The 14,269-nt window shown below is 73.0% G+C and carries 12 protein-coding genes; 5 read left to right on the plus strand and 7 right to left on the minus strand.

Features of this window, described 5'->3' with window-relative positions:
• Nucleotides 1–50: 50 nt before the first annotated feature.
• Complete coding sequence (locus SRB5_RS09495; RefSeq protein WP_153451047.1) at nucleotides 51–1,130, plus strand: NAD(P)-binding domain-containing protein; 1,080 nt, start codon at nucleotides 51–53, stop codon at nucleotides 1,128–1,130.
• A gap of 4 nt (nucleotides 1,131–1,134) precedes the next feature.
• On the opposite strand, the gene SRB5_RS09500 is transcribed toward SRB5_RS09495, so the two are convergent.
• The 7 genes from SRB5_RS09500 to SRB5_RS09530 are packed head-to-tail and all read right to left on the minus strand — an operon-like array spanning nucleotide 1,135 to nucleotide 8,641.
• Nucleotides 1,135–2,154, minus strand: a complete 1,020-nt coding sequence (locus SRB5_RS09500; protein ID WP_323377394.1) for a LacI family DNA-binding transcriptional regulator — start codon at nucleotides 2,152–2,154, stop codon at nucleotides 1,135–1,137.
• 52 nt (nucleotides 2,155–2,206) lie between these two features.
• Nucleotides 2,207–3,646: an L-fucose/L-arabinose isomerase family protein gene (locus SRB5_RS09505; RefSeq protein WP_153451048.1), complete on the minus strand. Its 1,440-nt coding sequence runs from the start codon at nucleotides 3,644–3,646 to the stop codon at nucleotides 2,207–2,209.
• Between the two features lie 16 nt (nucleotides 3,647–3,662).
• On the minus strand, nucleotides 3,663–3,983 hold the full coding sequence (locus SRB5_RS09510; protein ID WP_153451049.1) for an L-rhamnose mutarotase: 321 nt from the start codon (nucleotides 3,981–3,983) through the stop codon (nucleotides 3,663–3,665).
• Between the two features lie 10 nt (nucleotides 3,984–3,993).
• Nucleotides 3,994–5,058, minus strand: a complete 1,065-nt coding sequence (gene rhaS / locus SRB5_RS09515) for a rhamnose ABC transporter substrate-binding protein (protein WP_407703894.1) — start codon at nucleotides 5,056–5,058, stop codon at nucleotides 3,994–3,996.
• A 45-nt stretch (nucleotides 5,059–5,103) separates the two neighbouring features.
• A complete protein-coding gene (locus SRB5_RS09520; protein ID WP_323377396.1) occupies nucleotides 5,104–6,099 on the minus strand; it encodes an ABC transporter permease in 996 nt (331 codons plus the stop codon).
• Nucleotides 6,096–7,136, minus strand: coding sequence for an ABC transporter permease (locus SRB5_RS09525; RefSeq protein WP_323377397.1), 1,041 nt, complete (start codon nucleotides 7,134–7,136; stop codon nucleotides 6,096–6,098). Before SRB5_RS09525 ends, SRB5_RS09520 begins: the two co-directional genes overlap by 4 nt.
• On the minus strand, nucleotides 7,133–8,641 hold the full coding sequence (locus SRB5_RS09530) for a sugar ABC transporter ATP-binding protein (RefSeq protein WP_153451051.1): 1,509 nt from the start codon (nucleotides 8,639–8,641) through the stop codon (nucleotides 7,133–7,135). Before SRB5_RS09530 ends, SRB5_RS09525 begins: the two co-directional genes overlap by 4 nt.
• 267 nt (nucleotides 8,642–8,908) lie before the next feature.
• On the opposite strand from SRB5_RS09530, the gene rhaI reads away from it, so the two are divergent.
• Genes rhaI through SRB5_RS09550 form a run of 4 tightly spaced genes read left to right on the plus strand, consistent with a single transcriptional unit; the run spans nucleotide 8,909 to nucleotide 14,262 of the window.
• On the plus strand, nucleotides 8,909–10,078 hold the full coding sequence (gene rhaI, locus SRB5_RS09535) for an L-rhamnose isomerase (protein WP_153451052.1): 1,170 nt from the start codon (nucleotides 8,909–8,911) through the stop codon (nucleotides 10,076–10,078).
• Nucleotide 10,079: 1 nt separating this feature from the next.
• The gene (locus SRB5_RS09540; RefSeq protein ID WP_153451053.1) at nucleotides 10,080–12,110 is read left to right on the plus strand and encodes a bifunctional aldolase/short-chain dehydrogenase; all 2,031 of its coding nucleotides are present in this window, start codon (nucleotides 10,080–10,082) and stop codon (nucleotides 12,108–12,110) included.
• Nucleotides 12,107–13,576, plus strand: a complete 1,470-nt coding sequence (locus SRB5_RS09545; RefSeq protein WP_323377399.1) for a rhamnulokinase — start codon at nucleotides 12,107–12,109, stop codon at nucleotides 13,574–13,576. Before SRB5_RS09540 ends, SRB5_RS09545 begins: the two co-directional genes overlap by 4 nt.
• Nucleotides 13,555–14,262 carry a (Fe-S)-binding protein gene (locus SRB5_RS09550; RefSeq protein ID WP_323377400.1) on the plus strand — a complete coding sequence of 236 codons (708 nt, stop codon included), beginning with the start codon at nucleotides 13,555–13,557 and terminating at the stop codon, nucleotides 14,260–14,262. Before SRB5_RS09545 ends, SRB5_RS09550 begins: the two co-directional genes overlap by 22 nt.
• Nucleotides 14,263–14,269: the final 7 nt, after the last annotated feature.

The raw sequence follows: 14,269 nt of genomic DNA on the forward strand, positions 1-14,269 counted from the left end.
CGGCGGCACCGGGCGGGAAGATTCGTCCGCCCCCGGCCGTTGGTAGAAACATGAACTACTTGTCCGGGCCCCGCGAGGTCGACAGCGTCGTCATCGGTTCCGGTCAGGCCGGACTCTCCGCGGCGTACTTCCTGCGCAGGGCGGGCCTGGACTTCGTGGTGCTGGACCACTCCCCCGGCCCCGGCGGCGCCTGGCAGTTCCGCTGGCCCACGCTCACCTACGGCAAGGCGCACGGCGTGCACGACCTCCCCGGCATGGCGCTGACCGGCGCGCCGGAGGGGCGGCCGGCGTCGGACGTGGTCGGGGAGTACTTCGGCGCGTACGAGCGGGCCTTCGACCTGCCGGTGCTGCGTCCCGTGGAGGTGACCGCCGTCCGCGAGGGCACGGACGGGCGGCTGCTGGTGGAGAGCTCCGCCGGCGTGTGGAGCACCCGTACCGTCGTCAACGCCACCGGCACCTGGGACCGGCCGTTCTGGCCGCGCTACCCGGGCCAGGAGACGTTCCGGGGGCGGCAGCTGCACACCGCGCAGTTCCGCGGCCCGGACGACTTCGCCGGGGAGCGCGTCATCGTCGTCGGGGGCGGGGCCTCCGGCACCCAGCATCTGCTGGAGATCGCCCCCGTGGCCGCCGCGACACACTGGGTGACCCGCCGCCCGCCGGTGTGGCACGAGGGGCCCGTCGGCGAGAACTGGGGCCGGGAGGCCGTTGCCCGGGTCGAGGAGCGGGTGAGCCGGGGGCTGCCGCCGACGAGCGTCGTCGGGGCCACGGGACTCCTCGTCACCGATGCGGTGCGGGCGGCGCGCGAGCGGGGGGTCTTCGACCGGCTGCCGATGTTCGCGCGCATCACGCCGACGGGCGCGGTGTGGGCGGACGGCTCCACGGTGGACGCGGACACCATCCTGTGGGCCACCGGGTTCCGTGCGGCCATCGACCATCTGGCGCCGCTGAGGCTGCGCGAGCCGGGCGGCGGGATCCGTGTCGAGGACACCCACGCGGCCCGCGACCCGCGCGTCCAGCTGGTCGGCTACGGGCCGTCCGCCAGCACCGTCGGCGCCAACCGCGCCGGCCGCACGGCGGTACGGAACATCCGCCGGCTGCTCGCGGCGGACCGCGCACCGGCGACGGTCTGAAGCCTCAGCCCCCCGCCAGCGACGACCGGCGCACCACCAGCTCCGGCTGCAGCACCACCGTCCGGTGCTCGTGCCCGGCGGCGTCCCCGGACGTCTCCTCCATCAAGAGCTCCGCCGCCAGCCGCCCCATCCGCCGGGCCGGCTGGCGCACCGAGGTGAGCGGGACCACCGCCGCGGCGGCGAACTCGATGTCGTCGTAGCCGACCAGGGCCAGGTCACCCGGCACGGACACCCCCGCCGCGTACAGCGTCTGCAGCACCCCCAGGGCGAGCAGGTCGTTGGCGCAGAAGACGGCCGTCGGCCGCGGTGACATCCCCAGCAGCCGGGCGCCCGCGTCCCGGCCGGCGGAGACGTCCAGCCGTTCGGCCTCGATCCGCAGCAGCGCCCCGGCCGGCAGTCCCGCCTCCGCCAGGGCGGCGAGCGCTCCCGTCCGGCGGTCCCTGACCTGCGGCAGCTGCAGGGGGCCGCTGACGTAGACGACCTCCCGGTGCCCCGCGTCCAGCAGATGCCGGACGGCCAGGGTGCCGCCGCGGACGTCGTCGACGGACACCGAGCAGGCGTCGGCTCCGGCGGCGGTACGGTCCACGAAGACGTACGGGATGCCGTGCCGGGCGAAGGACCGTACGGTGGCGCCGGTGGCGTCGGCGGGGGTGACGAGCACGCCGCGGACCCGCTGTTCGGCGAAGAGCCCCAGGTAGGCGGCTTCTTCCTCGGGGCTCTGGGCGCTGTTGCACACCATGACGCCCAGGCCCGCCTCGCGGGCGGCGCGTTCGGCGCCGGCGGCGACGTCGACGAAGAACGGGTTGGTCATGTCGAGGACGAGCAGCGCCATGATCCGGCTGCGGCCGGCCCGCAGCTGGCGGGCGGACTCGCTGCGGACGTAGCCGAGGCGTTCGATGGCCGCCTGCACCCGTTCGCGGGTGGCGGCGGCCACCGTGTCGGGCCGGTTGATCACGTTGGAGACCGTCCCGACGGACACTCCGGCATCCCGGGCCACGTCCTTGATGCCCACCATGCGCCCCACGGCACGGTTCCTTCCTCGTCGGGCCGGCCGACCTCTCGCACGCGCCGGGGTCTCATCCTAGGCCGGGGCCGTGCGGCACCTCCGTGAGCCCGATCCCCGCCAGATCCGCGACGGCGCGCAACTCGGGGAGGATGTCGCCGGTGGCGAGCGCCCAGTGGTGGGCGACGCCGCTCGCGCTCCAGTCGTCGCACCACTCGCCGGGGTCGCGGCCGAAGTCGACGCGCGAGGTGGTGTTGCCGATCCGCAGCAGCGGCCCCGGCACCACGGTCCCCCGGGAGGCGATCAGCCGGTAGCGCCCGTCGCGGCTCTGCCCGAGGCCGACCGCCGTCACGGGCCCGCGCCGGACGTCGAACTCGACGGACACCCCCCAGCCGCGTTTGCCGTGGTAGACGCCGAGGCCGCGCAGCAGCGGGCGCCGTTCGCTGATCGCGAGGTGGCCCGGCCCGTCGTGGCCCATCTCCACCACGCCGTCGCGGAAGTTGAGCGCCTGCAGCTCGGTGAACGAGCCGCCCGCGCCCAGCCGGCCGGCGATCAGCATGGCCAGCGAGGTGCGCAGCTCGTACTCCCCGGCGGCCGGGATCCCGCGGGCGGTCAGCAGCGAGGAGCCGAGGATCATGCCCGCGCCGAGGCGCTCGTGCGTCTCGCCGTCCAGACCGCGGTGGTAGTACGCCAGGGAGTCGAGGTCGAAGTCCTCCACCAGCCGGTCCAGGCCCACCGACACCCGGGCCGCCCACGCCAGATCGGCCGGGTCGACGGACTCGTCCAGGTCGAAGACCTCGCGGGCCTGCGCGAGCTTCGCCTCCACGTCGGCATCGGTGACCTGCTCGGTCCGTACCCGCAGATCGTCGAACTCCAGCACCTCGACGTGCCCGCCGAGGTTGGCCGGGACCATGGTGAGGTCGGTGGACACGTCGTACATGCCCGGGTAGAGGTGGCCCATCAGCCCGTGCCGCCCGTTGCGCAGCACGGACGTCACGCCCGCCGCCCTGATCCACCGGCCGATGCGCTCCCAGGCCCGCTCGTCCTCCAGATGGCCGGAGACGGAGCGGAAGGCGACGCCGAGGCGTTCGAAGGTGTTGGCCATCTCCGGCAGCGGGCAGGCGCCGCAGTACGCGAGCCACTGGCCGGTGTCGAAGGTGGCGTGGTCCATCGCCTCGGTGGGCTGGAGGTTGATCAGCAGCACCGGCGCCCCGCTGCGCTGCGCGACGGGGGCGAGCATGGTGGCCGTCATATAGGTGGTGAGGAAGCCGACGATCAGGTCGCAGCCGGCGACGCGCAGCTTCTCCGCGGCGACGGCGCCCTCCTCGGCGTCGGAGACGAAGCCGGCGTCCACCACCTCGGCGTCGAACCCGGTCATCCGCTCGGCGACCCGGGCGGCCGACCGCCGCAGCTGGGGCAGCAGGCCGGGGAACTGCGGCCAGTAGGCGCCGAGTCCGCCGGCCACGAGCCCGACGCGGGGTCGGCGGGCGACGGCGGGGACGCGTGCGGTCATGACGTGGTCCTCCGGTTCAGTCAAGGTGGAACACCTCCTGCAGCGGCCGCACCGCCTCGTCGGGCTTCGCCCCGTCCAGGGACTCGAAGAACGGCGCCATCCGCGTCTGCCAGCGGGTGTTGACGTCGGTGGCGGCCATGGCGGCCTGCGCGGCGGCGAAGTCCTCGGTCTCGAGGTAGCCGACGAGCAGGCCGTCGTCGCGGACGAAGAGCGAGTAGTTGTGCCAGCCGGCGGCGGACAGCGCCTCGAGCATGTCCGCCCACACGGCCGTATGGCACTCGCGGTACTCCGCGAGGCGCTCTTGGCGCACCTTCAGCAGAAAGCAGACCCGTCGCATCGCCGGGGCCTCAGAAGTCGTACTCGTCGATGTTGTCCTTGTCGAACACGGTGGGCGGGCCGAGGATGACCTCGCCGTCGGCGCCGACGGTGTACTCCCCCAGCTTCCCCGCCTTGAACTTCTCGCCCTCGGCCCCGGTGATCTGCCCGGAGGCCAGCGCGGCGGCCGCGTAGGCACCGAGGTAGCCGAGGTCCTTGGGGTCCCACAGGGCGAACTGCTCGACGGTGCCGTCCTTGACGAACGCGCGCATCTGGTTGGGGGTGCCGAGGCCGTTCAGGACGACCTTGCCCTTGTACGAGGAGGAGCTGATGTACCGGGCGGCCGCGGCGATGCCCACGGTGGTCGGCGAGATGATCCCCTTGAGCCTCGGGTACGCCTTGAGCAGGCCCTGGGTCTCCTGGAAGGACTTCTGGTCGTCGTCGTCCCCGTAGGCGACCTTCACCAGCTTCAGGTCCTTGTACTTGGGGTCCTTCAGCTCGTCCTTCATGAAGTCGATCCAGGTGTTCTGGTTCGTCGCGTTCTGGGTGGCGGACAGGATCGCGATCTCGCCCTTGTAGCCGAGCTGTTCGGCGATGTGCCGGATCTGGCTGCGGCCGATCTCCTCGGAGCTGGCCTGGTTGATGAACAGCTGCCGGCAGTCCTTGGCGGTGTCCGAGTCGTACGCCACCACGTTGATGTCCTGCTCCATCGCCCTCTTCAGCGGCCCGCAGACGGCGTTCGGGTCGTTGGCGGCGATGAGAATGGCGTCCTGCTTCTGCTGGATCAGGGTGTTGATGTACGAGACCTGGGAGGAGGCCTTGGCGTCGGAGGGGCCGACCTCCTTGGCGTCGGCGCCGAACTCGCCGGCGGCGGCGATGCCGGCGTCGTCGACGATCTTCTCGTACGGGTTGTTGATCTGCTTGGGCAGGAAGGCGAGCTTCAGGCCCTTCGCCAGCGGGGCGTCGGGGTCGGCGGTAGCACCTGACTTCTGCCCGGCCCTGTCGTCCTTGGCGTCGTCCTTGGTGGTGCCGCCGCAGCCCGCGGCGGTGACGGCGAGGAGGCAGGCCGCGGCGGTCGCGGCGAGGGTGCGGCTCATGGCGTACATGGCGGGGTGCCTTTCGCTCGGGGGCTTGAGGGGGAGTCAGGAGGAGGCGGTGGCGCCGAGGCGCCGGTGGCGGCGTTCGGTGAGGACCGCGACGACGCGGGGGGTGAGGACGGAGGCGACCAGGAGGAGTCCGGTGACGATCACCTGGATCTCGTTGGACACGTCGTTGAGGGTGAGGAGGTTGTTCAGCAGACCGATCAGCAGCACCCCGGCGACCGCGCCGCCCAGGGTGCCCCTGCCGCCGTCGAAGTCGACGCCGCCCAGCAGGACGGAGGCGATGACGACGAGTTCGAGGCCGGCCCCGTTGTCGGCGCGGGCGCTGCCGTAGCGCAGGGTGTAGACGATCCCGGCGAACGAGGCGACCAGCCCGGACACCACGAACAGCGCCAGCTTGAGCCGTTTGACGCGGATCCCGGCGAACCGGGCCGCCTCCTCCTGCGCCCCGACCGCGTACAGCGACCGTCCGGTGCCGGTGCCGTGCAGCACCACCGCGGCGATCACGGCGAGGACCGCGAACAGGGCGACGGGGTACGGGACGAAGGTGCCCGGGACCGTCTCGGTGGCCGACGCCCACCGGGCGTAGCTGTCGGGGAACCCGGCGACGGCCTTGTCCCCGAGGACGACGGAGGCCAGCCCCCGGTACAGGGTGAGCGTGCCGATGGTGACGGCGAGCGGCGGCAGCCCCAGCCGGGTGACCAGCAGCCCGTTGAGGAGTCCGCCGAGGACGCCGGCCAGCAGGCAGACGGGCACGATCAGCTCGAAGGCCCAGCCCGCGTCCCACAGGGAGCCGGCCAGCGCGCTGGACAGGCCCAGCATGGAGGCCACGGACAGGTCGACCTGGCCCGCGACGACGAGCAGTGTCATGGGCAGCGCGATGAGGGCGATCTCGGCGGTGTCGCCCAGCGCCGAGGAGAGATTGCCGGTGTCGGCGAAGCCCTCGGTGCTGCCGGCGCCCGCCAGGAAGACGGCGACCAGCAGGATCCCGACGACGGTGTCCCAGCGCAGCAGGCGCCCGGCCTTGGGTGCGGTCACTGCCGGCTCCTCTTCCTCAGGGCACGAGTGGTGCGCAGCTGCAGCACCCGGTCGGTGGCGATGGCCGCGAGCAGCAGCACACCGGTGATCGCCTGCTGCCAGAAGGAGTCGACCTTCAGCACGACCAGGGCGCTGCCGATCGTGGTGAGCAGCAGCGCGCCCAGCGCCGCGCCCCACACCGAGCCGGTGCCGCCGGTGATCGCGACGCCGCCGACCACGACGGCGCTGACGACGGTGAGTTCCCAGCCGTTGGCGGCGTCCGCGACGACGGTGCCGAAGCGGGCCAGCCACAGCGCCCCGGCGAACCCGGCGACCGCCCCGGAGAAGAGGTACGCGCCGAGCACCCGGCGCCGGATCGGGATACCGGCGAGCCGCGCGGCCTGCGGGCTGGAGCCGATGGCGTACAGCTCGCGCCCGCCGCGGTAGGCGCGCAGATAGTAGGCGGTGCCGGCCAGCACCACGGCGGAGATCAGCGGCAGATACGGGACGCCCAGCACGCTGCCGGTGCCCAGGCCCAGGACGTCGTCGGGGATGTCGGCGGCGTTGACCTGTTCGCCGTGCGCCCACCAGTAGTCCAGGCCCTGGATGACGTAGAGCATGCCGAGCGTGACCACGAGCGCCGGCACCCGGCCGAAGCTGACGAGGAGTCCGCTGACCAGTCCGCAGCAGGCGCCGATCGCGATGCCGAGCAGGCTGACGACGACCGGGCCGTGCCCGGAGTCGCGGACGAAGTCCCCGCAGGCGAAGGCCGTCAGCCCGACGACGGATCCGACCGACAGGTCGATGTTGCGGGTGAGGACGACGACGGACTGGCCGACGGCGAGCAGCACCAGGATCGAGGAGTTGAGCAGCAGGTCCTTGACGCCCTGGTCGTCGAGGAAGGCGTGGTTGGACAGCCAGGTCCCGAGGATGAGCAGCACGAGGGCGCCGCCGACGGCGATCTCGCGGGCCCGGAAGACGGTGTCGGCCAGGGAACGGGCGAAGTGGTCGGCCTCGGGAACGGGCGGGGGTGCGGTGGTGGTACGGGTCTCGCTCACGCCGCCTCCCTGCCGGTCCGGCCGGTGGCCGCGGTCATCACGGACTCCTCGGTGGCGTCGGCGCGGGGGATCTCGGCGGCCAGCCGGCCCTCGTGCATCACCAGGACCCGGTCCGCCGTGCCCAGCACCTCGGGCAGGTCGGAGGAGACCATGAGCACCGCGAGACCGTCGGCGGCCAGCGCCGACAGCAGCCTGTGCACCTCGGCCTTGGTGCCGACGTCGATGCCCCGGGTCGGTTCGTCCACGATCAGCACCGAGGGTTCGGTGGCCAGCCATTTGGCCAGGACAACCTTCTGCTGGTTGCCGCCCGAGAGCACCTCGGCGGGGTCGCTCAGCCGGCCGTACTTCAGCCGCAGCCGCGCCGCCCAGTCGGCGGCCCGGCCGTGTTCCAGGGCCCGGCGCACCAGTCCGTACCGGCCGAGGCGGCCCAGCCCGGTGAGGCCGATGTTGCGTTCGATCGACATCTCCATCACCAGTCCGCGCTGCCGCCGGTCCTCCGGCACCAGCGCCACCCCGGCGGCCATCGCCGCCGCCGGCGACCCCGGCCGCAGCGGCCGGCCGCCCACCCGCACCTCGCCGGCGTCCGCCCGGTCGACGCCGAAGACCGCCTGGACGACCTCGCTGCGGCCGGCGCCGACCAGGCCGGCCAGGGCGACGATCTCGCCGCGGCGGACGTCGAAGGAGATGTCGCGGAACACGCCCTCGCGGGTGAGCCGGCGCACGGACAGCGCCACCGCACCGGGTTCGGTGGGCTGCTTGGGGTAGAGCTCGTCGAGGTCGCGGCCGACCATCCGGCGTACCAGGGCGTCCTCGTCGAGGTCGGCGGTCCGGTCGGTGGCGATCCAGCGGCCGTCGCGCAGGGTCGTCACCCGGGCGCACAGCCGGAAGATCTCCTCCAGCCGGTGCGAGACGAACAGCACGGCGGCGCCCTCCGCGCGCAGCGCCTCGACCACGCCGAAGAGCCGGGCCGTCTCGCTGCCGGTGAGGGCGGCGGTGGGCTCGTCCATGATCAGCACGCGGGCGTCGGAGGACAGCGCCTTGGCGATCTCCACGAGCTGCTGGTCGGCGATCGACAGCCCGCGCGCCGGCCGGTCCGGGTCCAGCGCCACCCCGAGCCGGCGCATCAGCGCCGCGGTCGCCGCGTACTCGGCGGACCGGTCGACGCGGCGCAGGGAACGCAGGGGCCGGCGGCCCATGCAGATGTTCTCGGCGACGGACAGGTCGGGGAAGAGCGTGGGTTCCTGGTAGATCACCGCGATCCCGGCGTCGCGGGCGTCGGCCGGGCCGTGGAAGTCCACCGCGACGCCGTCCAGCAGGACCTCGCCGGTGTCGGGACGGTGCACGCCGGTGAGGGTCTTGATCAGGGTGGACTTACCGGCGCCGTTCTCGCCGGCGAGGGCGTGCGCCTCTCCCGCGTACAGCCGCAGCGAGACGTCCGACAGCGCGCGGACGGCGCCGAACGATTTGCCGAGGCCCCGCACCGCCAGGACGGGTTGCTCGTTCATGGACACCCCGATCTCGGGACAGCGTCGATCGACTGGTGAAAGGTTTCAATGTGTTGGCAGGGAAGCTAGACCCGGCCCAACTGGGGCGTCAACCGTCCGTACTTGGAAATCTCGCTGCGTGCCAAAGCCCGTCCGTGCACCCTTGACGCTTCCCGGGAATGCGCCTAGCTTCCGTCCGTGAAACGATTCATGAACGCGGGCCCCGGGTAGCCGGACGGGCTCCGGTGCCCGTCGATCTCCCAGCTGGCACTCGCGAAAGGCCGCGCAATGACCGCCGGTTCCACCGTGGAAGCCGTGAAGACGGCACTGAAGACCCAGGCCGTCGAGACACCGTCGTGGGCGTACGGCAACTCCGGTACGCGCTTCAAGGTCTTCGCCCAGCCCGGCGTGCCGCGTACGCCGCGGGAGAAGCTCGACGACGCCGCCCGGGTGCACGAGCACACCGGCGTGGCGCCGAGCGTGGCGCTGCACATCCCCTGGGACCGGGTGGACGACTACGCCGCGCTGGCCGCGTACGCGAAGGAGCGCGGGCTGCGGCTCGGCGCGATCAACTCCAACGTCTTCCAGGACGACGACTACAAGCTGGGCTCGGTCACCAACCCCGATCCGGCGGTGCGCCGCAAGGCCCTGGCCCATCTGCTGGAGTGCGTCGACATCATGGACGCCACCGGCTCCCGGGACCTCAAGCTGTGGTTCTCCGACGGCACCAACTACCCCGGCCAGGACGACATCCGCGACCGCCAGGACCGGCTCGCGGAAGCCCTGAGCGCGGTGTACGAACGGCTCGGTGACGGGCAGCGGATGCTGCTGGAGTACAAGCTCTTCGAGCCCGCCTTCTACACGATGGACGTCCCCGACTGGGGCACGGCGTACGCGCACTGCCTGCGGCTGGGCGAGAAGGCGCAGGTCGTCGTGGACACGGGCCATCACGCGCCGGGCACGAACATCGAGTTCATCGTCGCGTTCCTGCTGCGCGAGGGGAAGCTCGGCGGCTTCGACTTCAACTCCCGCTTCTACGCGGACGACGATCTGATGGTCGGCTCCGCGGACCCCTTCCAGCTGTTCCGGATCATGTACGAGGTCGTACGCGGCGGCGGCTACTCCCCCGACGTGGCGTTCATGCTCGACCAGTGCCACAACCTGGAGCCGAAGATCCCGGCGATCATCCGCTCGGTGATGAACGTCCAGGAGGCCACCGCCAAGGCGCTCCTCGTGGACCGCCCGTCGCTGGCCGCCGCCCAGTCGGCTGGGGACGTCCTCGGGGCGAACGCGGTGCTGATGGACGCGTACAACACCGATGTACGGCCGCTGCTGGCCGAGGTGCGCACCGAGATGGGCGTGGCGGCGGATCCGATGGCCGCCTACCGGGAGTCCGGCTGGGCGCAGCGGATCGTCGACGAGCGGGTCGGCGGCGAGCAGGCCGGCTGGGGGGCCTGACATGGACGTCGTCACGGAACTGCTGGCGCGTTCCCACCGGTTGGGCGCCGACCCCCGCAACACCAATTACGCCGGCGGCAACACCTCCGCCAAGGGCACCGCGACCGACCCGGTGACCGGGCGGGACGTCGAGCTTCTGTGGGTGAAGGGGTCGGGCGGCGATCTGGGCACGCTGACGGCACCCGGGCTGGCGGCGCTGCGGCTGGACCGGCTGCGGGCGCTGACGGCCGTCTATCCGGGGGTGGAGCGCGAGGACGAGATGGTTGCCGCGTTCGACTACTGCCTGCACGGCCGGGGCGGCGCGGCGCCGTCCATCGACACGGCGATGCACGGGCTGGTCGGCGCCGCCCACGTCGACCATCTGCACCCGGACTCGGGCATCGCGCTGGCCTGCGCGGCGGACGGAGAGGCGCTGACGAAGGAGTGCTTCGGCAGCGCCGTGGTGTGGGTGCCGTGGCGCCGGCCGGGGTTCCAGCTGGGGCTGGACATCGCCGCCGTACGCGAGGCGCACCCGGAGGCGGTCGGCTGCGTCCTGGGCGGGCACGGGATCACGGCGTGGGGGGCGACGAGCGAGGAGTGCGAGCGCAACTCGCTGCACATCATCCGCACCGCCGAACGTTTCCTGACCGAGCGGGGGAAGCCGGACCCGTTCGGCCCCGTCCTCGAGGGGTACGAGCCGCTGCCCGCCGCCGAACGCCGGGCGCGCGCCGCGGCGCTGGCCCCCGTCGTCCGGGGGCTGGCGTCCACCGACCGGGCGCAGGTCGGCCACTTCACGGACGCCCCGGAGGTGCTGGACTTCCTCGCGCGGGCGGAGCATCCGCGGCTGGCGGCGCTGGGCACCTCGTGCCCGGACCACTTCCTGCGCACGAAGGTCCGGCCGCTGGTCCTCGACCTGCCGCCCGGGGTTCCCCTCGAGGAGGCCGCCGCCCGGCTGCGGGAGCTGCACGCCGCGTACCGGACGGAGTACGCCGCCTACTACGAGCGGCACGCCGTGGCCGGGTCGCCGGCCATGCGCGGCGCCGATCCGGCGGTCGTGCTGGTGCCGGGGGTGGGGATGTTCGGCTTCGGCCGGGACAAGCAGACGGCGCGGGTGGCCGGGGAGTTCTACGTCAACGCGATCAACGTGATGCGCGGGGCGGAGGCGGTGTCCTCGTACGCGCCGATCGAGGAGTCGGAGAAGTTCCGGATCGAGTACTGGGAGCTGGAGGAGGCCAAGCTGCGCCGGATGCCGGCGCCCAGGCCCCTCGCCGCCCGGGTGGCGCTGGTGACGGGCGCCGGGTCGGGGATCGGGAGGGCGATCGCCCGGCGGCTGGCCGCCGAGGGGGCGTGCGTGGCCGTCGCGGACGTCGACGGCGGGAGCGCGGAGAGGGTCGCGGCCGAGCTGGGCGGGCCGGACCGGGCCGTCGCGGTCACCGTGGACGTGACGAGCGAGGAGCAGATCGCGGCGGCGTTCGCGGCGGCGGTGCTGGCGTTCGGCGGGGTGGACCTGGTGGTGAACAACGCCGGGATCTCCATCTCGAAGCCGCTGCTGGAGACGACGGCCCAGGACTGGGACCGCCAGCACGCGATCATGGCGCGCGGCTCGTTCCTGGTCTCGCGGGAGGCCGCGCGGGTGATGACGGAGCAGCGGATGGGCGGCGACATCGTCTACATCGCGTCCAAGAACGGCGTCTTCGCCGGCCCGAACAACATCGCGTACGGCGCCACCAAGGCCGACCAGGCCCACCAGGTCCGGCTGCTGGCCGCCGAGCTCGGCGAACACGGCATCCGCGTCAACGGCGTCAACCCCGACGGCGTGGTGCGCGGCTCCGGCATCTTCGCCGGCGGCTGGGGGGCGCGGCGGGCAGCGGTGTACGGGGTGGAGGAGTCGGAGCTGGGCGCGTACTACGCGCGCCGGACACTGCTCAAGCGCGAGGTGCTCCCGGAGCATGTGGCGAACGCCGTCTTCGCCCTCACCGGCGGCGACCTCAGTCATACGACGGGGCTGCACATCCCCGTCGACGCGGGCGTCGCGGCGGCGTTCCTCCGGTGACGGTGACCGTGACGGGGGTCTTCGCCGCCGTGGACCTCGGCGCGGCCTCCGGCCGGGTGATCCTCGGGCGCGTCGGCCCGGACAGCCTGGAGCTGGCAGAGGTGCACCGTTTCCCCAACCGCCCGGTGCGGGTGGGCGGCACCCTGTACTGGGACGTCCTGGCCCTGTACCGCGGCGTCCTGGACGGGCTGCGAGCGGCCGGGGCGCGCACCGGGGGGCGGCTGGACGGGGTGGGGATCGACTCCTGGGCGGTGGACTACGGGCTGCTCGACGCCTCCGGGGCGCTCATCGGCAACCCGGTGCACTACCGGGACGCCCGGACCGACGGGGTGGCGGACCAGACGGCGGAGCTCCTCGACCCGGCCGCCCTGTACGCCGCCACCGGGATCCAGCGGCTGCCGTTCAACACCGTCTTCCAGCTCGCCGCCGCCCGCGGCACCCCCGCGCTGGACGCGGCGCGGCGGCTGCTGCTGATCCCCGACCTGATCGCGTACTGGCTCACCGGAGTGGCCGGCACCGAGCTGACCAACGCCTCCACGACGGGCCTGCTCGACGCCCGCACCCGCGACTGGTCCCGCCCCGTGGCCGACGCCCTCGGCATCGACACCGGACTCTTCCCCCCGCTGCGGGCCCCCGGCGACCCGGCGGGCGAACTGCTGCCGGACGTGCTGGCGGAGACGGGGCTCACCGGGCCCGTCCCGGTGACGGCCGTCGGGTCGCACGACACGGCCTCCGCCGTCGCCGCCGTACCCGCGGCGACGGCGGACTTCGCGTATGTGTGCACCGGCACCTGGTCCCTGGCCGGCATGGAGCTGACCGCGCCCGTGCTGACGGAGGACAGCCGGCGCGCCAACTTCACCAACGAGCTGGGCGTGGACGGCACGGTGCGGTATCTGCGCAACGTCATGGGCCTGTGGCTGCTCCAGGAGTGCCTGCGGGAATGGGGTGAGCCGAAGCTCGGGCCCCTCCTCGAACAGGCCGCGCGGGCCGAGCCGTTGCGGTCCGTGGTGGACGCCGGCGATCCGGCGTTCATCCCGCCGGGGCGGATGCCGGAGCGGATCGCGGACGCCTGCCGGCGGGCCGGGCGGCCGGAGCCCCGGAACCGGGTGGAGACCGTGCGGTGCGTGCTGGACTCCCTCGCCCTCGCGCACCTGTCGGCGATCGCCGACGCCGGGCGGCTGTCGGGCCGTACCCCGTCCGTGGTCCATGTCGTCGGCGGCGGCGCCCGCAACGAGCTGCTGTGCCGGCTGACGGCCGACGCCTGCGGGCTGCCGGTGGCCGCCGGGCCGGCGGAGGCGGCGGCGCTCGGCAACGTCCTGGTCCAGGCGCGGGCCCGCGGCGCCGTCCACGGAACCCTGACAGACCTCCGATCTATGCTTCACCGGACGCGATCCGTACGGCAGTATGAGCCGCGCGGGGACCAGACCCTCTGGGAGGAGGCCGGGTGCGCGTCGCGCTCTTCGTGACCTGCGTCAACGACACGCTCTATCCGAGGACCGGGCAGGCGGTGGTGACCCTGCTCGAACGGCTGGGGGTGGGCGTGGACTTCCCGCTCGCCCAGTCCTGCTGCGGACAGCCCCAGTTCAACACCGGCTACCGGCGCGAGACAGTGCCCCTCGCGCGGCGCTACGCCGAGGTGTTCGAGGAGTACGAGTACATCGTCACGCCCTCCGGCTCCTGCGCGGCGATGGTCCGGGACAACCACCCGAAGCTGGGCGCAAAGGGCGCCGCGGCCCGGACGTACGAACTCACCGAGTTCCTGACCGACGTGCTGGAGGTGACGGACGTCGGCGCGTACTACCCGCACACGGTCACCTATCATCCGACGTGTCACGGTCTGCGCATGCTGAAGCTGGGCGACCGGCCGCGGCGGCTGCTCCAGGCGGTGCAGGGCCTCGAACTGCGGGAGCTCGAGGGCGCGGAGGAGTGCTGCGGCTTTGGCGGCACGTTCGCCGTGAAGAACCCCGACGTGTCCGCCGCGATGGGCGCCGACAAGGCCCGCCACATCGAGGACACCGGCGCCTCGGCCGTCTGCACGGTCGACAACTCCTGCCTGATGCACATCGGCGGCACCCTCTCGCGCCGTGACTCGGGCGTGCGCCCGGTGCATCTCGCGGAGATCCTGGCCAGCACGGAAGGAGACGTCTGGTGAGCACCTA

Source organism: Streptomyces smaragdinus (assembly GCF_009604385.1).
Classification (GTDB): domain Bacteria; phylum Actinomycetota; class Actinomycetes; order Streptomycetales; family Streptomycetaceae; genus Streptomyces; species Streptomyces smaragdinus.

Bases quoted from the DNA above. Each gene is read 5' to 3' on its own strand.
- SRB5_RS09495 (WP_153451047.1), top strand. From the start codon at position 51: ATGAACTACTTGTCCGGGCCCCGCGAGGTCGACAGCGTCGTCATCGGT.
- SRB5_RS09505 (WP_153451048.1), bottom strand. From the start codon at position 3,646: ATGACCGCACGCGTCCCCGCCGTCGCCCGCCGACCCCGCGTCGGGCTC.
- SRB5_RS09510 (WP_153451049.1), bottom strand. From the start codon at position 3,983: ATGCGACGGGTCTGCTTTCTGCTGAAGGTGCGCCAAGAGCGCCTCGCG.
- rhaS (WP_407703894.1), bottom strand. From the start codon at position 5,058: ATGAGCCGCACCCTCGCCGCGACCGCCGCGGCCTGCCTCCTCGCCGTC.
- SRB5_RS09530 (WP_153451051.1), bottom strand. From the start codon at position 8,641: ATGAACGAGCAACCCGTCCTGGCGGTGCGGGGCCTCGGCAAATCGTTC.
- rhaI (WP_153451052.1), top strand. From the start codon at position 8,909: ATGACCGCCGGTTCCACCGTGGAAGCCGTGAAGACGGCACTGAAGACC.
- SRB5_RS09540 (WP_153451053.1), top strand. From the start codon at position 10,080: ATGGACGTCGTCACGGAACTGCTGGCGCGTTCCCACCGGTTGGGCGCC.